Consider the following 20,420-nt stretch of genomic DNA (forward strand, 5'->3'; position numbering starts at 1 on the left):
GCATGCTAACAACGAGATAAGTCATATTATTTATTTATCAAGGAAGTTTGTGATGATACGGGTAACCGTTTCAGGTTTTTCAGCATGGAGCCAATGCCCAGTATTTGCCACTATATGTGCTTTGGCCTGAGGAAATTGACGCATAATTTCATCGCGATATTTAGGCTCAATGTAGTCAGATTCTTGGCCTTTAATAAATAATGTTTTGCCTTTGAACGGTTCTACAGCAGGCTGCCAATCCATAATGGTGTTGTAGTTGGCAATAATCCCATCAACATTAAATCGCCATTGATAATGTTCACCGTGTTTAGCGAGAGATTTAAGTAAAAATTGCCTAACACCAGCGTCTTCAACATATTGAGCAAGAAAATGTTCGGCTTCACTGCGTTTGGTAATGGTATGTTTATTCACTTCTTGTAAGCCGTTAAACACATTTTGATGCCGATTTGCTTGATAGCTAAGTGGAGCCATATCCAGTACAACCAAATATTCTAAGTTATTTGGTGCTAATGCAGCCAATGCCATGGCTACTTTTCCACCCATTGAGTGACCAATCACCGAAAATTGATCAATATTTAAGTGGTTGATCACATTAAGCACATCTTGCGCCATTTCCTGATAGGTGAAATGATCACTGTGTGGCGACAACCCATGATTACGAAGATCTACGCTAATTACTTTATAGTTACTTTCAAAGATCTGGCTAAAAGCCCCAGATTAGCAGCACTGCCGAATAAGCCATGGATCAAAATGATCGTTTTTCCATCGCCTTCAACTTGATAATGAAGATTCACTGACTATTTTCTCTAATTAGTTGTGGTATTTACCGTAGAGTATAACCTCGGATCAAGCTATAATCGTAGCCAGATTTTTTAACGGAACGATAATGAATAATACGATGAAGACTATTGAAGTAGACGAAGAACTATATCGTTATATTGCTAGCCAAACTCAACATATTGGTGAAAGTGCTTCTGATATTTTGCGTCGCTTGCTTATGGTGCCTGAAGAGCAACTACAACAGCAGCCAGCTGTGGTAATGCCTGTTCGTCCGAAAGGGATCGTTGTTAGTAAAGATGCTGGCAATGCACCAACGATGGATCGTGTTAAAGAAATGCGAACAGTATTGATCTCTGATGAATTTGCAGCACAAGAAAAAGCAATTGGTCGTTTTATGATGATCTTGTCTTCTTTGTATAGCATTGATGCAGAAGGTTTTGCTGAAGCTGCTGCAATTAAAGGTCGTACCCGCGTTTACTTTGCTCATGACGAAGAAACGTTACTAGCAAGTGGTAAAACGACGAAACCTAAGTCGATTCCATCAACACCATTCTGGGTGATTACAAATACAAATACTGAGCGTAAGCGTCAAATGATTGACCAGCTGATGACTAAGATGGGATTTGGTTCAGACATTATTGATAAGGTATGTGGCGAAATCTAATCGTCAGGTATTGAGGTCAAATAACAAGGATAAAACTATGGCTATTCATCCTCGTGCTGGGCAACGAGCTCAGCAAGAAGATATGCATAACATTCCAGCACTTATCGCTAATTATTTTATTATAGAGCCTAGTGCTCAAGATGCATCTCAGCAAGTAGCATTTGGTACTTCTGGTCATCGCGGAACAGCAGATAAAGGCACATTTAATCAGCATCATATTTGGGCCATTGCGCAAGCTATTGCTGAAGTACGTGCTAAAAATGGAGTGACGGGACCACTTTTTTTAGGAAAAGATACCCATGCATTATCAGAGCCTGCTTTTACTTCAACATTAGAAGTACTTGTTGCTAATAATGTTCAAGTTGTTATTCAAGAAGGTAAGGGATATACCCCGACACCTGGCATTTCTCATTCTATCCTTTGTTATAACAAAGTTCATGATGATAAAGCTGATGGTATTGTTATCACGCCATCGCATAACCCACCTCAAGATGGCGGTATTAAATATAATCCTGTTCACGGTGGGCCTGCAGAAAGTGAATTAACTACGGCTATTGAATGTCGTGCTAATGAAATCATTGCTAATGGTTTGGTTGATGTTAAGCGTGTATCAATTACTCATGCTTTTGCTTCTGGGCTAATTGTAGAACAAGATTTAGTCGCACCATATGTTGCTGATCTTGTGAATGTTATTGACATGGAAGCAATTAAAAAATCAGAGTTGAAACTGGGGGTTGATCCTCTTGGTGGTTCAGGTATCGAATATTGGCGCCAAATTGCATCATTTTATGCGTTAGATTTGACCTTAGTTAATGATTCCATTGATCCTGCATTTCGTTTTATGTCACTAGATAAAGATGGTGCGATTCGTATGGATTGTTCATCTCCATACGCAATGGCAGGATTACTTGCATACAAAGATAACTACGATCTAGCGTTCGGTAACGACCCTGATTACGACCGTCATGGTATCGTAACACCAGCTGGTCTAATGAATCCTAACCATTATCTTGCAGTTTGTATTGATTATTTATTTCGTCATCGTAACGATTGGGCTAAGCAAGTTGCAGTGGGCAAAACGTTAGTATCTAGTGCGCTGATTGATCGTGTTGTCGCGGCATTAGGTCGTGATCTCGTTGAAGTACCAGTAGGTTTTAAATGGTTTGTTGATGGCTTATTTAGCGGTAAGTTAGGCTTTGGCGGTGAAGAAAGTGCGGGCGCGTCTTTCTTACGTAAAGACGGTACACCTTGGTCAACAGACAAAGATGGTATTTTACTGTGCCTTTTAGCTGCTGAAATTACAGCTGTTACCGGTAAAACACCACAACAATATTACGATGAATTAGCCGATAAATTTGGACGTTCAGAATACTCTCGTTTGCAAGCTGCCGCGAATAAAGAGCAGAAAGCGGTATTAAGTAAGCTTTCTCCTAAAATGGTTTCAGCTGAAACACTAGCTGGTGAGCCAATTACTGCACGCCTAACTCATGCGCCAGGTAATGGTGCTGCGATTGGTGGTTTAAAAGTGACGACTGAAAATGGTTGGTTTGCTGCTCGTCCGTCAGGTACAGAAGATATTTACAAGATCTATTGTGAAAGCTTTAAGGGCAAAGAACATCTAGCGCTTATTGAGCAAGAAGCACAGGAAATTGTCGGTAAAGTGTTTGCTGATGCTGGTTTATAATCTGCTATATGCATAAAGAAAACGCCCACAATGGGCGTTTTTTTATATGCAGGTTAAGCGAACAATTCACTATTATGCTTTGGCCAGTGATTTGGAACGATAAACCACACTCTATTTTTTCTATCAACAGCCTGCGTTGGTACGGTAATTTGGTTTGGGTCGAGATACTCATCAAGTTCCGCAAAGGTTGGTGGTGCTATCCAGTGTTTTTTCGTCAATGCTTTCAAAACTAGATGTGCAGCATCAGACTGATAACACCATAATCCAGTGTTAGCCTTTGGGTTGATATTAATCGATGAACCTTGCTGCGGCTCAGGCCAAGCGTGAAATAATCGCCCCTGCATGATTAGTCGACGTTTGGTTGGCTGTTCATCAAATGTAGTTTTAAATGCATCATGCTCACTCAGTGTGAGTTGATGTTCAATCATTCGGTTTGTTTTCTTATCTAGATTGTCTTTAGCATTTGGTCCTGGCCAGCTATTGTTATAGGCGAGATAAAATTTGATAGCGACTTCCCAATGTTCAATTTCATCAGTCAGTAAGTTTTTAACCAGAAAATCAATAGAGCCAACAGTTTTTTTATGCCAATGAAGCTGGACTTCTTCTTCCATCAGTTCGTAGTGGGGGTGAGAAATAATTAATTGCTGCCATAGCCATTGATAATAAAAGCCTAAGCGTCGATTTCCAGCATAGGGCTCTATGTGGGGAAGTTGTGCGTGGCGATTAAATACTTCAAACCAAGTGTCGTCACAGACATAGTCGTATGATGAGATCAAATTTGGCATATTGAGTACAGCGAGATAATCCTTCGATAATTGTTTATCCATTTTTTCTTGTAACATTATTACATAACTCGCTTATATTAAGGCGTGCAACACAATATTGACGAAAAATCACACGAATATCTGTAGTAATATTTCATAAACTCTATTAAAGTGGTGACAGATTTGATCATAAAGAGATTCTGTTATGTACACTCAGTATTCAAAGTTCAATATTACTTTTCGTCGCGTTTTTGTTGTACTAGCAGGATTGCTTTCATTACCTGTTTTACTTTTATTACCTGTCAATAAACGTACGCGTATGGGTAGTTTCTTACACCGCTATTGGGTGCAAACTAGCGCTCAGCCTATATGGCTTAAAAAAATTGAGCAAGGCTTAAAATAATTTCCATGTAATATGAAAAGCTGCCATTGGCAGCTTTTTTTATACCATTTATTTACTGTTAATGCAGAGAAAACTCTTAATATAAAGATAGCTTTAGTAAACTAATATCGTAGTATTAAAAAAGATTTTAGTTATAAGATTAAGGACAACATTAGATGAATAATTTTGCTTTAGAAACTGTACTTAATGAGTTTCTTTCTCCTCACTTGATCAAAGATTATTGTCCTAATGGGTTGCAAGTTGAAGGTAAGCCCAAAGTTAAAAAAATTGTTACCGGTGTAACGGCTTGTCAGGCTCTGATTGATCGAGCCATTGAAGAGAAAGCCGATGCTCTTGTTGTCCACCATGGCTTTTTTTGGAAAGGTGAGGCAGCTGAAATTCGTGGTATGAAATATCGCCGTATTAAGTCGCTGATTGAAAATGGAATTAATTTATATGCTTATCATTTGCCATTAGATGTGCATGCGCAGGTCGGTAATAATGCACAGCTAGCACAACGTTTAGATTTAGACATCACTGGAGGTTTAGAGATAGGTAACCCTCGTTCTGTTGCGATTTATGGTGAGTTAGATCAAGCGATCACAGGTGAAGATTTTGCAGCAAGAATTGCAATGGCGCTACAACGCGAACCATTACATATAGCACCGAGTTCATCTAATTTAATAAAAAAAGTAGGTTGGTGTACTGGAGGCGGGCAAGATTATATTGAATTAGCAGTACAGCAAGGTTGTGATGCCTTTATTTCAGGTGAAGTCTCGGAAAGAACTACGCATATTGCGCGCGAATTAGGTATTCATTATTTTGCTGCGGGCCATCATGCAACAGAGCGTTATGGTGTGAAAGCATTAGGTGAATGGTTAGCACAAGAATATAATTTTGATGTGATTTTTATCGACATTGATAATCCAGTATAGGCAAGCTAGCCTTTCGATAAGTGAAATAAAAAAGGTTGAGTATTTAAACTCAACCTTTTTATTTATCATAACTTGATAGAAAATTTATTCGCGCTCATGAAGAGGCTTAAATTCTCTATATGACTCACCAGTATAAAGTTGACGAGGTCGACCAATACGATTTGTTGGGTCACTGTGCATTTCGTTCCAGTGAGCAATCCAACCAATGGTGCGAGACATCGCAAAGATCACTGTAAACATTGATACCGGAATACCAATCGCTTTTAAAATAATACCAGAGTAGAAATCTACATTAGGGTATAATTTCTTACTGACAAAGTACTCATCAGAAAGCGCAATACGCTCTAGTTCCATTGCAACGTCTAGTAATGGATCTTCAACCTTCAACTCTTCAAGTACTTCATGACAAGCTTCACGCATAACGGTTGCACGAGGGTCGTAGTTTTTGTAAACACGGTGACCAAAGCCCATTAGACGGAATGGGTCGTCTTTATCTTTTGCACGCTCAATGAATTCAGGAATATTTTCTACACTACCGATTTCTTCAAGCATCTTTAGACAAGCTTCATTAGCACCACCATGTGCTGGCCCCCAAAGAGATGCAATACCTGCCGCAATACAAGCAAATGGGTTAGCACCAGAAGAGCCCGCAAGACGAACTGTTGACGTTGAAGCATTCTGTTCGTGATCAGCATGTAGGGTAAATATCTTATCCATAGCGCGAGCAACGACAGGGCTTACTTCATACTCTTCACAAGGTGTTGCAAACATCATGTGAAGGAAATTTTCCGCGTAATCAAGATCATTACGAGGATAGATAAATGGTTGTCCGAGGGTGTACTTATGACACATTGCCGCTAGTGTTGGCATTTTAGATAATAATCTAAATGCTGTAATCTCGCGGTGTGTATCGTTGTTAATATCAAGAGAGTCATGATAAAACGCAGATAAAGCACCCACAACACCACACATTATTGCCATTGGATGTGCATCACGACGGAAGCCATGGAAAAAGCTTGCGATTTGTTCATGCACCATCGTATGGCGTGTAACTGTTGTTCTAAACTGCTCGTATTCAGCTCGGGTAGGGACCTCACCGTATAACAAGACAAAACAAACTTCTAAATAGTCTGCGTTATTGGCTAATTGATCAATCGGGAAACCTCGATGAAGCAAGATTCCTTTTTCGCCATCAATGTATGTAATTTGAGATTCACACGAGGCTGTTGCTAGAAAACCTGGGTCAAATGTAAAAAAGCCGTTTGCACCAAGTTTACGCACATCAATTACATCTTGGCCCTCAGAGCCCCCGATAATCGGCAGTTCGATAGGTGCTTTCCCTTCAATATGAAGAGTAGCTTTCTTATCTGCCATAACAATCTCCTTTGCTATTTTTATAATCCTAATCCGATGCGGATGTGCATTTGTTGTACCGTCAGGCGCAACCTTTGTCAATTATTGTGCTTCTTTGTGTGCGCTTGTTAATAACTTTAAATCAAAAGTTATGAATTTATGAGAATCGTGTTTGACATCATGTAACTGGAATTGTTTTTGAATGTTACGGGGCGTATAGTGAGGCTAGGTCTCTGGTTATACTACCCGCCAGGATTTTACAAACATGTGTCATTTATTTTTAAGAGTTAGGTGATGGCGCTTACAACGTCTGCTCAACATAATAATAACCTAATATTGAATTTTTGTTGCACTTGTTTGTTGGCTTGTACGTATATCTCAGAGAATTTAATAAAAAAATAAATTGCTTCAATGGAGCTGAGTGGGCAAACCGTGAAAGTAAAAAAGCCAAGACCTGTCAATCTCGACCTACAAACGATTCGCTTTCCGCTTACGGCGATAGCGTCAATCCTACACCGCGTTTCAGGTGTGATTACATTCGTATCCCTTGCCATCTTGCTATGGCTGCTAAACCTATCTCTATCTTCTCCTGAAGGTTTTACATCTGCTGCCAGCGTTACTGATAGCTTTTTTGTGAAATTTATTCTGTGGGGAGTACTGACCGCATTGTTTTATCACATTGTTTTAGGTATCCGCCATTTATTGATGGATTTAGGTTATTTCGAAGAAATGGACACAGGCATTGCAAGTACCAAAATTAGTTTTGCAATTGTCGCTGTACTAGCAGTATTTGCAGGGGGCTTAGTATGGTAACTAACGTATCTTCCGTCGGTCGTAATGGTATACACGATTTTATTTTGATCCGTGCAACAGCGATCATTTTGACGCTTTACACCGTATATATGGTTGGTTTCTTTGCGTTTGGCCCAGAGCTAACGTTTGAAACTTGGAGTGCATTCTTCAGTCAAATCAGTACCAAAGTTTTTACTATGTTGGCTTTGGTTTCCATTCTTGTTCATGCTTGGATTGGTTTGTGGCAAGTGTTAACAGACTACATTAAACCTGCCGTTTTAAGAGTGGGTTTGCAGTTTGTCGTTGTAGCTGTTCTTTTTGTATACCTATTTGCGGGTTTTTTCATTGTGTGGGGTGTGTAAGTGAGCATTGCAGTTCGTGAGTTTGATGCCGTTGTTATCGGTGCTGGTGGTGCGGGGATGCGCGCCGCATTACAAATTTCAGAGCAAGGATTAAAATGTGCCTTGTTATCAAAAGTGTTCCCTACGCGCTCTCATACTGTATCTGCGCAGGGCGGTATTACTGTTGCACTGGGTAATTCACATCCAGATAACTGGCAGTGGCATATGTATGACACGGTAAAAGGCTCTGATTACATTGGTGATCAGAACGCCATTGAATACATGTGTCAAAATGGTCCAAAATCAGTAATAGAATTAGAGAAAATGGGTTTACCTTTTTCTCGATTTGATAATGGTTCCATTTATCAGCGACCATTCGGTGGTCAGTCTAAAGAGTTTGGTGGTGAGCAAGCTGCTCGTACGGCCGCTGCTGCTGACCGTACTGGTCACGCGTTACTTCATACTCTTTATCAGCAAAATATAAAGCATCAAACGACGATTTTTTCTGAGTGGTATGCGTTAGATTTAGTAAAAAACCAAGATGGAGCAATTTTAGGCTGTACTGCTTTGTGTATGGAAACTGGTGAGATTTGTTACTTTAAATCTAAAGCTACTATCCTCGCAACAGGCGGCGCTGGTCGTATTTATGCTTCAACAACAAATGCTCATATTAACACCGGTGATGGTGTTGGTATGGCGCTTCGTGCAGGCGTTCCAATGCAAGACATGGAAATGTGGCAATTTCACCCAACAGGTATTGCTGGTGCGGGTGTACTGGTAACGGAAGGTTGTCGTGGTGAAGGTGGTTATCTTTTAAATAAAGATGGCGAACGCTTCATGGAACGTTATGCACCGAATGCTAAAGATTTGGCTGGTCGTGATGTAGTTGCACGCTCAATGATGGTTGAGATTCGTGAAGGTCGTGGTTGCGATGGCCCATGGGGACCTCACATTAAATTGAAACTTGATCATTTAGGAAAAGATGTTCTTGAATCGCGCCTACCGGGTATTTGTGAACTATCGCGAACCTTTGCCCATATCGATCCTGTTAAAGAGCCGATCCCTGTTATTCCAACTTGTCATTACATGATGGGTGGGGTGCCGACTCAGGTTTCAGGCCAAGCTCTTAAACAAACAGCATCTGGTGTTGATCAAGAAGTACAAGGTCTGTTTGCTTGTGGTGAGATAGCATCTGTATCTGTACATGGTGCTAACCGTTTAGGTGGTAACTCATTACTTGATCTGGTGGTCTTTGGTCGTGCAACGGGTTTACATTTAGGTGAAACGTTGGCTGCACAAACAGAAGCCCGTCCTGCTACTGATTCAGATATAGAAGCCTCTTTAGCGCGTGTAAACCGTTGGAACACAACGCAAAAAGGTGACGATCCTGTTCAAATTCGTAAAGATCTTCAAAGCTGTATGCAAAATAACTTCTCGGTATTCCGTGAAGGTGATGCGATGGCAACCGGTCTTACAGAGCTAAAAGAAATTCGTGAACGTTTAAAGCATGCGCGTTTAGATGACACTTCTTCTGAGTTTAATACACAACGTATTGAATGCTTAGAGCTTGAAAATTTAATGGAAACAGCAATGGCAACGGCAGTCGCGGCTAACTACCGTACTGAAAGTCGCGGTGCTCATGCTCGTTTCGACTTCCCTGAACGTGATGATGCTAATTGGTTATGCCACTCTATTTACAATCCTGAGACAGAAGCTATGTCTAAGCGTGATGTAAATATGTCGCCCGTTCATCGTGAAGCTTTCCCGCCGAAAGCACGTATTTACTAAGGGAGGATAGATAAGATGAAACTCAACTTCTCAATATATCGCTATAACCCTGATGTGGATAATGCGCCACATATGAAAGGGTATACCTTAGAAGTGCCTGAAGGCTCAGACATGATGGTGCTTGATGCACTTATTCTGTTAAAAGAGCAAGATTCTACTCTGTCTTTCCGTCGTTCCTGTCGTGAAGGTGTATGTGGATCTGATGGCATTAACATGAACGGTAAAAATGGTTTAGCGTGTATTACACCATTATCGGCTTTAATGGATAAGAGCACGATTGTTATCCGCCCTTTACCGGGGTTACCAGTTGTTCGTGATCTTATTATCGACATGGAACAGTTCTACACCAATTATGCAAAAGTAAAACCTTTCTTAATTGATGATGGAGCAGTACCACCGGCACGTGAAAACCTCCAAGCGCCTGAAGAACGTGCGCAGTTAGATGGTTTGTACGAATGTATTATGTGTGCATGTTGCTCAACATCATGCCCGTCATTTTGGTGGAATCCTGATAAATTTATTGGACCAGCAGGTTTATTGGCAGCATATCGATGGTTAATTGATAGCCGTGATACTGCAACAGACGAACGATTATCAAATCTCGATGATGCATTTAGTGTTTTCCGTTGCCATGGCATAATGAACTGTGTAAATGTTTGTCCTAAAGGATTAAATCCAACAAAAGCGATTGGTCACATTAAATCAATGCTGCTAAAACGCGCAGTATAAAAATATAATATCGATATGCCGGTGACGTTAATTCAATGAATGAGTAATTGATCCGGCCTTAACGCTCTGATTAAACAATCGGTGTAAACGGCGATAACTAGTGGTTAAGGGAAAATAATGCAGAACGGCGTTATGAAGGCATGGCTTGAGTCTTCACATTTAGCTGGCGCCAATGCGACTTACGTAGAAGATCTCTACGAGTTGTATCTTAGCGACCCAGAATTAGTTGACGAGCAATGGCGTGATATTTTCGTTGAATTACCGGTAGTCAATGAGACTGCTGTAGAACAACCTCATTCACGCGTTCGTGATTATTTCCGACGTTTAGCGAAAGAAACCAACTTTTTAAGTGCTACCGTCAGCGATCCAGATGTTGATGCGAAACAAGTAAAGGTATTGCAGCTTATTAATGCATATCGCTTCCGTGGGCATCAAAATGCAAAACTTGATCCATTAGGATTATGGCAGCGTGATTTAGTTCCAGATCTTGATCCAGCATTCCATAATCTTACTGATGAAGATTTTAATGAAACATTTAACGTAGGCTCGTTTGCGGTTGGTCAAGAGACCATGAAGCTTTCTGAAATTTATGCTGCGTTAAAGAAAACATACTGTGGCTCTATTGGTGCAGAATACATGCACATTACGGATACTGAGGAAAAGCGTTGGATCCAACAACGTCTTGAATCTGTAATGGGGCATGGTTCCTTCTCGCAAGAAGAGCAACTTTCATTTCTTGATGAGTTGACCGCAGCTGAAGGTCTTGAGCGTTATTTAGGCGCTAAATTCCCTGGCGCTAAGCGATTCTCATTAGAAGGTGGTGATGCGCTTATTCCAATGATGAAAGAGCTGATCCGTCACGCTGGTTCTCAAGGTGTACGCGAAGTTGTTATAGGTATGGCCCACCGTGGTCGCCTAAACATGTTGGTTAATGTACTAGGTAAAAAACCACAAGACTTATTTGATGAGTTTGCAGGTAAGCACGGCGAAAGCTGGGGTACGGGTGATGTTAAATATCACCAAGGCTTTTCTGCAGATTTTGCAACACCTGGTGGCGATGTTCACCTTGCTCTTGCCTTTAACCCATCTCACCTTGAAATTGTAAACCCAGTTGTTGTGGGTTCTGTACGCGCTCGTCAAGATCGCTTAGGTGATGATACGGGTTCTAAAGTATTACCTATTACACTTCATGGTGATTCAGCGATTGCTGGACAGGGTGTTGTTGCAGAGACGTTCAATATGTCTCAAGCGCGTGGTTATGGTGTAGGCGGTACTATTCGTATAGTCGTCAATAACCAAGTTGGTTTTACGACCTCTAATCCAAGCGATACACGTTCAACAGAATACTGTACTGATATCGCTAAGATGGTGCAGTCACCTATTTTCCACGTTAATGCTGATGATCCTGAAGCTGTTGCTTTTGTAACAAGACTTGCATTTGATTTTCGTAATGAATTTAAGCGTGATGTTGTTATTGATTTGGTTTGTTACCGTCGCCATGGTCACAATGAAGCTGATGAACCGAATGCAACTCAGCCTCTTATGTATCAGAAGATCAAAAAGCATCCTACGCCACGTAAGATTTATGCAGATTATCTAACCGATACTGGCGTATTTGGTTTAGATACGGCAACAAGCTTAGTCAATGAATATCGTGATGCGTTAGATCGTGGCGAGTGTGTGGTAAAAGAATGGCGTCCAATGCATCTTCATACGGTTGATTGGTCACCATACTTAGGCCATGACTGGACTGTTGATTGGAATAACAAAGTGCCTGTTGAGCGTTTAAAAGACTTAGGTGCTCGTCTTTGCCAATATCCAGATAGCCATGTTTTACAGAGCCGTGTTCAAAAGCTATATAACGATCGCGTAGCTATGATTGCGGGTGAAAAAGCGTTTGATTGGGGTATGGCTGAAACATTGGCTTATGCCACATTAGTTGACGAAGGTAATCGCATTCGTATTACAGGCCAAGATTCAGGTCGTGGTACATTCTTCCATCGTCATGCTGTACTGCATAATCAAGAAGATGCAAGTACTTACGTACCGTTAGCTAATCTTCACAATGGACAAGGTCCATTTGAAGTGATCGATTCAGTGTTATCTGAAGAAGCGGTGTTAGCCTTTGAATACGGCTATGCAACTGCAGAACCTAGTGGTTTGACGGTATGGGAAGCGCAATTCGGTGACTTTGCCAATGGTGCTCAAGTTGTGATTGACCAATTCATCAGTTCTGGTGAGCAAAAATGGGGGCGTATGTGTGGTTTAACCATGCTGCTACCACATGGTTATGAGGGCCAAGGTCCAGAGCACTCATCGGCACGTTTAGAGCGTTACTTACAATTGTGTGCAGAGCAAAATATGCAAGTCGTTGTTCCATCAACACCTGCACAGGTTTACCACATGATCCGTCGTCAAGTGGTTCGTCCAATGCGTCGACCATTAATTGTAATGTCGCCAAAATCATTGCTGCGTCATCCGCTATGTACGTCTACGTTAGATGATTTAGCTAACGGTACTTTCTTACCTGCGATTGCTGAAGTTGATGATTTAGCACCAAATAAAGTGAAACGTGTGGTTTTCTGTTCGGGTAAAGTTTATTACGATTTACTGGAGCAACGCCGCAAGAATGAACAAGAGGATGTGGCGATTGTTCGTATCGAGCAACTATACCCATTCCCGAAAGAAGACGTTGAAGCTGCAATTGCTGAATATGAGCACGTAACTGATTTTGTTTGGTGTCAAGAAGAGCCGCAAAACCAAGGCGCGTGGTATTCAAGTCAACATAACTTCTACTCTGCGTTACCAGTCGGTGCGCGTTTAAGTTATGCCGGACGTCCAGCATCAGCCTCACCGGCGGTAGGTTACATGTCGGTGCATTTGAAACAACAAAAAGCACTTGTAGAAGACGCTTTAACAATTGCTCCTCAAGAGCAAAATAATAATTAGAACTGGAACAAAAAGGACAAAACCGATATGACAATCGAAATTCTGGTTCCCGACCTCCCGGAATCTGTGGCTGACGCAACCGTTGCCACTTGGCACAAACAACCTGGCGATGCGGTATCTCGTGATGAGGTACTGGTTGATATTGAAACAGATAAAGTAGTACTTGAAGTTCCAGCTCCTGAAGATGGTGTATTAGAAGCTATTTTTGAAGGTGAAGGTACGACTGTTCTTACTAAACAGTTGATTGGTAAAATCAAAGTTGGCGCAGTTGCTGGTGAACCAACAAAAGATGTACCAACAGAAGCTGAAGCGTCACCGAATAAGCGTAATACCGCTTCTTTAACAGAAGAAACAAGTGAAGCATTAAGCCCAGCTGTTCGTCGTTTGTTAAGTGAGCATGGCATTGATGCTGGTGCTGTTAAAGGCTCTGGTGTTGGTGGCCGCATTACCCGTGAAGATGTAGAAGCATACTTAAAGAATCAATCAGCGCCAGCTGTGACCAAAGCACCTGTTGTTGATGTAGCAATAGCGCACCGCAGCGAAAAACGTGTGCCTATGACACGTTTACGTAAGCGTGTAGCTGAGCGCCTGCTTGAAGCTAAAAATAGTACGGCGATGTTAACAACGTTTAACGAAGTGAATATGAAACCAATCATGGATCTTCGTAAGCAATATAAAGATATCTTCGAAGAGCGTCATGGTATTCGTCTTGGCTTTATGTCTTTCTACGTAAAAGCTGTGGTTGAAGCACTAAAGCGTTATCCAGAAGTCAACGCATCTATTGATGGTGATGATATTGTTTATCACAACTTCTTTGATGTAAGCATTGCAGTATCAACACCTCGTGGTCTGGTAACGCCTGTTCTACGTGATTGCGATAAGCTTAGCCTTGCTGAAATTGAGAAAGGTATCCGTGAACTTGCAATTAAAGGTCGTGACGGCAAGTTAACCGTTGAAGATTTAACGGGCGGTAACTTTACTATCACTAATGGCGGTGTGTTTGGTTCATTAATGTCGACGCCTATTATTAATCCACCACAAGCTGCGATTTTAGGTATGCATAAAATCCAAGATCGCCCAATGGCGGTGAATGGACAAGTTGAAATCTTGCCTATGATGTACCTTGCACTATCTTACGATCACCGTTTAGTTGATGGTCGTGAATCAGTAGGTTACTTAGTAACAATTAAAGAGTTACTTGAAGATCCAACACGTCTACTACTAGACGTATAATTTGGAAAATAGGATGGATAAATGCTCATTATTCAGCCTGTTACTGACATTTAGTAAAATTACCAAATATAATCACGAAGAGGTTCCAAAGAGTACCTCGTATGGATATAACAAGTCCCAAAGGGATAAGAAAACGGATAGAACATTATGAATTTGCACGAATATCAGGCAAAACAGCTATTCGCTGAATATGGTTTACCAGTACCAGAAGGTTACGCTTGCGATACGCCACAAGAAGCGGCAGAAGCTGCAGGTAAAATTGGTGGCAGTAAGTGGGTAGTTAAATGTCAGGTTCACGCTGGTGGTCGCGGTAAAGCGGGCGGTGTGGAATTACATGAAACCAAAGATGGTATCAAACAGTTCGCCCAAAACTGGCTAGGTAAAAATCTAGTAACTTACCAAACAGATGCTAATGGTCAGCCAGTAACAAAAATATTAGTTGAAGAAGCATCTAATATTGCCAATGAGTTGTACTTAGGTGCAGTTGTTGATCGTGGCTCTCGCCGTATCGTTTTCATGGCATCAACGGAAGGTGGTGTGGAAATTGAAAAAGTAGCAGAAGAGACACCTGAACTTATTCATAAAGCAGCAATTGATCCATTGGTTGGGCCTCAGCCATACCAAGGACGTGAGCTTGCATTCAAACTAGGTCTTAAAGGCGATCAGATTAAACAATTTACTAAGATCTTTATGGGCTTAGCAAATATGTTCGCTGAATATGATCTTGCACTGCTTGAAATTAACCCACTTGTTATTACTGGCGATAACAACTTATTGTGCTTAGACGGTAAGATTAATATCGATTCTAACGCAATGTACCGCCAGCCTAAGCTACGTGAAATGCATGATCCATCGCAAGAAGATGAGCGTGAAGCGCATGCTGCACAGTGGGAATTAAATTACGTTGCATTAGACGGAAACATTGGCTGTATGGTTAATGGTGCAGGCCTTGCAATGGGTACGATGGATATCGTTAACCTGCATGGTGGACAGCCGGCTAACTTCCTTGATGTTGGTGGCGGTGCAACGAAAGAGCGTGTTACTGAAGCATTTAAAATTATCCTATCTGATAGCAACGTAAAAGCCGTATTGGTTAATATCTTCGGTGGTATTGTACGTTGTGATTTGATTGCTGATGGCATCATCGGCGCGATTGCAGAAGTTGGCGTTAAAGTACCAGTTGTTGTTCGCCTTGAAGGTAACAACGCAGAAGTAGGTGCAGCAAAACTTGCAGATAGTGGTCTTAATATTATTGCTGCGACTTCGTTAACAGAAGCGGCGGAAAAAGTTGTTGCTGCAGCGGAGGGTAAATAATGTCAGTTTTAATTAATAAAGATACGAAAGTGATTTGTCAGGGCTTTACTGGCGGTCAAGGTACATTCCACTCAGAGCAAGCGATTGATTACGGAACACAAATGGTTGGTGGTGTTTCTCCTGGTAAAGGCGGAACAACACACCTAGGCCTACCTGTATTTAATACTGTACGTGAAGCGGTTGAAGTGACTGGTGCAACAGCGACAGTTATCTATGTACCCGCACCATTTTGTAAAGATGCAATCTTAGAAGCAATTGATGCTGGTATCGAGCTTATCGTAACGATTACAGAAGGCATTCCAACACTGGATATGCTAGATGTTAAAGTTCGCCTTGATGAAGCTGGCGTTCGTATGATTGGTCCTAACTGTCCGGGTGTTATTACACCTGATGAGTGTAAGATTGGTATCATGCCGGGTCATATCCATAAGGCAGGTAAGGTTGGTATCGTATCTCGTTCAGGTACATTGACTTACGAAGCGGTTAAGCAAACAACAGATGAAGGCTTTGGTCAATCGACGTGTGTAGGTATCGGTGGTGATCCAATCCCAGGTTCAAATTTCATTGATATCCTTGAGATGTTTGAAAAAGATCCAGCGACAGAAGCGATTGTAATGATTGGTGAAATCGGTGGTACTGCTGAAGAAGAAGCGGCATCTTACATTAAAGAGAGCGTGACAAAACCTGTTGTTTCTTACATTGCAGGTGTTACAGCACCTCCTGGTAAGCGCATGGGTCACGCAGGTGCGATTATCTCTGGCGGTAAAGGTACGGCTGAAGATAAATTTGCAGCACTTGAAGAAGCTGGCGTTAAGACAGTGAAAAGCTTAGCTGATATCGGTAAAGCGCTACGTGAAGTAACTAACTGGTAGTTTCTGTCTACCTGTTGAAAATGAAAGCCCTGCATTTGCAGGGCTTTTTTATTGATTAGTCATGCAGAAAGTTAAACACCAATCTCACCGCCATCTTCACGGCGAATAACTACCGTTGATGAACGCGGTCGAACTTCTATGCCGCTAGGTGCTGCTTCGGTGGCATTATCACTATATGGCCAATTGCCTGGATGTTGAATATTAACAAATAGAGATTTGTAGTCAGGGCTAATGGTAAAGCCGGTTACTTCACAACCATTTGGACCAACAAAGAAACGTTTTAGCTCCGCCTGATTTGAGCTAGCAATAACCGTTTGATTATCATCTTCATTCACTAACTGAGATGGGACTACTGCAAGCATTTGATCATTGGTATATTCTGTCACTTCATCTGCACCATTATCGGTTTGAATCCACATAATACCACGTTGGTCGAATGCTAAACCATCAGGGCTAGCAAACTGATTTAGGTCAGTTAAACCAGAACGGTTTGTTTCTTCATCACCATTACTTGGCGAGCCAAAAACAAAAATATCCCAGTTAAACTCCGTTGGATTTTCACTTTCATCCCAGCGAATGATATGACCAAATTTATTATTTAGGCGAGGGTTTGCAGGGTTAGTCGTGTCTTTACGTTTAGTGTTATTGGTTAGGGTGAGGTAAACAGAGCCAGTAAATGGATCAACTGCTGCCCACTCAGGACGATCCATCGGTGTTGCTCCAACTAAATCTGCCGCACCAGCCGTATTAACGATGATATCAGCCAAAGAGTTAAAGTGTGAAGCCAGTGTATCACCTGAAGTGGTAAGGCTATCAAGAGTCAATGGAAGCCAAGTTCCGGTACTGTCTTCATTAAATCGAGCGACATATAGTGTACCTTCATCCATATACTTATCACCGGTTAATAAGCGGTTTGAAGTTGATGCATCAGCTGGATCCCATAGTGCTGCCGACTCGAATTTGTATAGGTACTCAAAGCGTGAATCATGGCCAGAATAAAAGACGACAGGCTTTCCTTCTTCTAGCTTGCCAAAGGTACAGCCTTCGTGTCGGAAACGCCCTAGCGCGGTACGTTTTTTAGCTCGAGAGTTTTTTGTATATGGATCAATTTCAACAATGTAGCCATGACCATTAGCTTCATTTCGGTAATCGTCAAGTGATGAAGTACCCGTTGGTGCTAAATTAAAGCGAGCAAATTCATCAAGACGTTCTTCATTGTGACCTGCTAACGTTTCCCACTTATAGCGACCTTGTAAATACGTGCCAGTCCCTGAAATACCAATACGATCTTGCTCTTTGGTGCGAGTTCCAGTGTTAGTAAAATAGCCCGGCCAGTTTTCTTCACAGGTGAGGTAAGTCCCCCACGTTGTATAACCGTTACCACAGTTGTTAAGTGTTCCACGTGCTTGACTACCATCTGGTGAGAAGCGAGTGACGGTTAATTCTGAATGTGCGAGAGGGCCAGATAAATCCATTACAGTCGCGCCAGTGTAGCGACGGTTAAGTGGATCGTTGTCGATTAACTTCCATTGGTTATTTTCAAGTTGGATACGAACAACTGAAATACCATGAGCGTTGATCTCTTTACGGATTTCATCTACGTCAGTGCGTACTTCTTTGGCTCTTTCGGCGCCTTTGTCCCAGTTTGAGTGCAACGCTTGTTGATCAATGTACTCGTGGTTGATACAAAGTAATCCACTAGTAGATTGTTCGTTTAATGGAAAGAAGTGCATGCCATCATGGTGCATACCTAATGCATTTAACTGATCAGTACTGTTATTTGTACCATCATTTTCCCATGCTTTCGCAGTCGCATTTATAGGTGTCCCCCAAGGGACTAATACTTGTGCTGTGTAACCCGAAGGAATAGAAACAGCGTCAGTTAATGAACCAGGGATAGAATCAAAATTTAAAATTGCTTGTGAGCGTTCTGCTACCTTAGCCGTTGATTCAGTTGAACCTGAAGAGTTACAACCAGCAAGACCTAATGCGCCAAGTGCTGTCATTGCACTCATACCTAAGCCACCCTTTAGGATACTTCGGCGTTGCAAGTTAGCTTGAAGGACATCTTCAAATGCTTTGTTATTACTGTTGTTATAGCGGGTAGGATCGAACGTTTCCTTACTCATTACTTTACTTTCCTGTGTTTATTAATTATTTGATAAGTTGAACAGGAAAGATAGTAAGAATGGGTAGTGACAAAATTTGTCTATTATTGTGACATTTATATTTAAATAATATTATCAGCTACCCAATTAATGAAGATAAGGTTAACGCGCTGTTCGTTTTAGCTGGCTAAGTATAAACATCGCAGCGGCAGAAACAACAACAGAAGGGCCTGCTGGTGTGTCGTAATGCCATGACATTGCAAGACCAAGAACTACTGCTATCGCGCCAATAATTGATGCAAATACAGCCATTGATTCTGGACTGTGTGAAAAACGTCTTGCGGTTGCAGCAGGAATGATAAGTAATGATGTAATGATCAATGCGCCAACAAATTTCATAGCAACAGCGATTACCATACCTACCATTAACATCAGTAATAGGCGCATTAAATCGACATTTACGCCTTCTACTTGAGCCATCTCTTCACTAATAGTCATCGAAAGTAGTGGTCGCCATAGATAAATTAATAAAGCTAAAACAACGGCTCCACCGCAATATATCCATAATAGGTCATTAGTAGTCACTGCCAGTAAATCACCAAATAGATATGACATTAAATCGATACGAACATTGTCGAGGAAGCTAACTGCAACCAGACCTAGCGATAAAGCACTATGGGCTAAGATACCCAGTAAAGTATCGGTAGCCACATAACGTTGTTTTTGTAGTGTAACAAGTATAACTGCAAGCACTAAACAGCAGATAACCAATGCCAAATTTAAGTTGATATTAAAGAGAAAACCTAGAGCAATACCGAGTAGAGAGGCATGAGATAATGTATCGCCAAAATAGGCCATTTTTCGCCAAACAACAAATGAGCCCAATGGGCCTGCTAGGATTGCAATACCAATACCCGCTATAAGTGCGGGAAGAAGAAACTCAATCATGCTTTTGATTCCTGATGGTTATTACAGCATTTATGAGTTTTACCTGAATCGTCATGCTGGTGGTTATGTTTATGTTCATAGACAGCAAGCTGCTCTGTCGATGTTTGACCAAATAATGCAATGTATTTAGGGTGGTTCGTCACAGTCAGTGGACTACCAGAGCAACAGATGTGATGTTGCAGACAAATCACATTATCAGTTTTGGCCATTACAAGGTGTAAGTCGTGAGAAACCATCAAGATGGCACAGTTGAGTAAATTGCGTAATTGTTGGATCAGGCGATAAAGTTCTAATTGGCCATTTACATCAACCCCTTGTACTGGCTCATCAAGTACTAGTAAATCAGGCTTTTGCAATAAGGCGCGCGCAAGTAAGACACGTTGCATTTCACCGCCAGATAACCCATGCATATCGCTATTAAGTAGGTGATTACCATTAACCATGTTTAAAGCTTCGATACGTTGTTCTTGATTATAACGCCCAGCAAGACGCATAAAACGATCGACAGAAAGAGGCAGGGTATTATTCAAGCGTAGCTTTTGAGGTACATAGCCAATACGAATCCCTTTTTTACGAACCACTTTTCCTTTTGTGGCTTTGCTCAGTCCTGTTATGACTTTTACTAAGGTTGATTTACCCGCACCATTAGGACCAATTAAGGTGGTAATTTCACCGCGTTCAAGCTTGAGCGTAATATTATCCAAAACATCACGTTCACCAAATGAGACAGTGATTGATTGTAGTTCGATTAGGGTTGACATAAAAGAAGTTGTCTTAATAGGCT

Annotated in this window: 17 protein-coding genes and 1 pseudogene; 12 read left to right on the top strand and 6 right to left on the bottom strand. The window is 41.4% G+C overall.

Translation table 11 applies throughout. The features are described 5' to 3' along the window. Positions 1-30: 30 nt before the first annotated feature. Positions 31-794: pseudogene (locus SKA34_RS17605) on the bottom strand (alpha/beta fold hydrolase). 104 nt (positions 795-898) lie between these two features. On the opposite strand from SKA34_RS17605, the gene seqA reads away from it, so the two are divergent. Together seqA and pgm are read left to right on the top strand one after the other, a co-directional pair. After that, positions 899-1,444 (top strand): replication initiation negative regulator SeqA, encoded by a 546-nt coding sequence (seqA, locus tag SKA34_RS17610; RefSeq protein WP_006646872.1) that lies wholly within the window; start codon positions 899-901, stop codon positions 1,442-1,444. A 37-nt stretch (positions 1,445-1,481) separates the two neighbouring features. Then, positions 1,482-3,128: a phosphoglucomutase (alpha-D-glucose-1,6-bisphosphate-dependent) gene (gene pgm, locus SKA34_RS17615; protein WP_006646873.1), complete on the top strand. Its 1,647-nt coding sequence runs from the start codon at positions 1,482-1,484 to the stop codon at positions 3,126-3,128. A gap of 53 nt (positions 3,129-3,181) precedes the next feature. Here the strand turns inward: pgm and SKA34_RS17620 are convergent, their stop codons facing one another. Next, positions 3,182-3,970, bottom strand: a complete 789-nt coding sequence (locus tag SKA34_RS17620; protein ID WP_006646874.1) for a DUF1853 family protein — start codon at positions 3,968-3,970, stop codon at positions 3,182-3,184. A gap of 127 nt (positions 3,971-4,097) precedes the next feature. On the opposite strand from SKA34_RS17620, the gene SKA34_RS17625 reads away from it, so the two are divergent. Both SKA34_RS17625 and SKA34_RS17630 read left to right on the top strand, forming a co-directional pair. Next, positions 4,098-4,295, top strand: coding sequence for a DUF2517 family protein (locus SKA34_RS17625; RefSeq protein WP_006646875.1), 198 nt, complete (start codon positions 4,098-4,100; stop codon positions 4,293-4,295). A 155-nt stretch (positions 4,296-4,450) separates the two neighbouring features. Further along, complete coding sequence (locus tag SKA34_RS17630) at positions 4,451-5,209, top strand: Nif3-like dinuclear metal center hexameric protein (protein WP_006646876.1); 759 nt, start codon at positions 4,451-4,453, stop codon at positions 5,207-5,209. 84 nt (positions 5,210-5,293) lie between these two features. Here SKA34_RS17630 and SKA34_RS17635 read toward each other — a convergent pair whose 3' ends face one another. Next, entirely contained in the window at positions 5,294-6,583 is a 1,290-nt protein-coding gene (locus SKA34_RS17635; RefSeq protein ID WP_006646877.1) for a citrate synthase, read from the bottom strand. A 390-nt stretch (positions 6,584-6,973) separates the two neighbouring features. On the opposite strand from SKA34_RS17635, the gene sdhC reads away from it, so the two are divergent. The 8 genes from sdhC to sucD all read left to right on the top strand — a co-directional run bounded on the left by sdhC (position 6,974) and on the right by sucD (position 16,580). Next, complete coding sequence (sdhC, locus tag SKA34_RS17640; RefSeq protein WP_006646878.1) at positions 6,974-7,375, top strand: succinate dehydrogenase cytochrome b556 subunit; 402 nt, start codon at positions 6,974-6,976, stop codon at positions 7,373-7,375. Beyond that, complete coding sequence (sdhD, locus tag SKA34_RS17645; RefSeq protein ID WP_006646879.1) at positions 7,369-7,716, top strand: succinate dehydrogenase, hydrophobic membrane anchor protein; 348 nt, start codon at positions 7,369-7,371, stop codon at positions 7,714-7,716. The genes sdhC and sdhD overlap by 7 nt, the downstream gene beginning before the upstream one ends. Beyond that, positions 7,717-9,483, top strand: coding sequence for a succinate dehydrogenase flavoprotein subunit (sdhA, locus tag SKA34_RS17650; RefSeq protein WP_006646880.1), 1,767 nt, complete (start codon positions 7,717-7,719; stop codon positions 9,481-9,483). It begins immediately after the preceding gene. A 15-nt stretch (positions 9,484-9,498) separates the two neighbouring features. Then, positions 9,499-10,212 carry a succinate dehydrogenase iron-sulfur subunit gene (locus SKA34_RS17655; RefSeq protein WP_006646881.1) on the top strand — a complete coding sequence of 238 codons (714 nt, stop codon included), beginning with the start codon at positions 9,499-9,501 and terminating at the stop codon, positions 10,210-10,212. A gap of 117 nt (positions 10,213-10,329) precedes the next feature. After that, complete coding sequence (gene sucA / locus SKA34_RS17660) at positions 10,330-13,161, top strand: 2-oxoglutarate dehydrogenase E1 component (RefSeq protein ID WP_006646882.1); 2,832 nt, start codon at positions 10,330-10,332, stop codon at positions 13,159-13,161. 27 nt (positions 13,162-13,188) lie between these two features. Further along, positions 13,189-14,394 carry a 2-oxoglutarate dehydrogenase complex dihydrolipoyllysine-residue succinyltransferase gene (odhB, locus tag SKA34_RS17665; protein WP_006646883.1) on the top strand — a complete coding sequence of 402 codons (1,206 nt, stop codon included), beginning with the start codon at positions 13,189-13,191 and terminating at the stop codon, positions 14,392-14,394. A 147-nt stretch (positions 14,395-14,541) separates the two neighbouring features. Then, positions 14,542-15,708 carry an ADP-forming succinate--CoA ligase subunit beta gene (gene sucC / locus SKA34_RS17670; protein ID WP_006646884.1) on the top strand — a complete coding sequence of 389 codons (1,167 nt, stop codon included), beginning with the start codon at positions 14,542-14,544 and terminating at the stop codon, positions 15,706-15,708. Then, positions 15,708-16,580: a succinate--CoA ligase subunit alpha gene (gene sucD, locus SKA34_RS17675; RefSeq protein WP_006646885.1), complete on the top strand. Its 873-nt coding sequence runs from the start codon at positions 15,708-15,710 to the stop codon at positions 16,578-16,580. Before sucC ends, sucD begins: the two co-directional genes overlap by 1 nt. A 71-nt stretch (positions 16,581-16,651) precedes the next feature. Here the strand turns inward: sucD and SKA34_RS17680 are convergent, their stop codons facing one another. The 3 genes from SKA34_RS17680 to znuC form a co-directional block, all read right to left on the bottom strand. Further along, positions 16,652-18,709: a PhoX family phosphatase gene (locus SKA34_RS17680; protein WP_006646886.1), complete on the bottom strand. Its 2,058-nt coding sequence runs from the start codon at positions 18,707-18,709 to the stop codon at positions 16,652-16,654. Positions 18,710-18,850: 141 nt separating this feature from the next. Then, positions 18,851-19,636 carry a zinc ABC transporter permease subunit ZnuB gene (znuB, locus tag SKA34_RS17685; protein WP_006646887.1) on the bottom strand — a complete coding sequence of 262 codons (786 nt, stop codon included), beginning with the start codon at positions 19,634-19,636 and terminating at the stop codon, positions 18,851-18,853. After that, positions 19,633-20,397, bottom strand: a complete 765-nt coding sequence (znuC, locus tag SKA34_RS17690) for a zinc ABC transporter ATP-binding protein ZnuC (protein ID WP_006646888.1) — start codon at positions 20,395-20,397, stop codon at positions 19,633-19,635. Before znuC ends, znuB begins: the two co-directional genes overlap by 4 nt. Positions 20,398-20,420 lie beyond the last annotated feature (23 nt).

Origin of the sequence: Photobacterium sp. SKA34, from assembly GCF_000153325.1 — a bacterium.
Taxonomy (GTDB): domain Bacteria; phylum Pseudomonadota; class Gammaproteobacteria; order Enterobacterales; family Vibrionaceae; genus Photobacterium.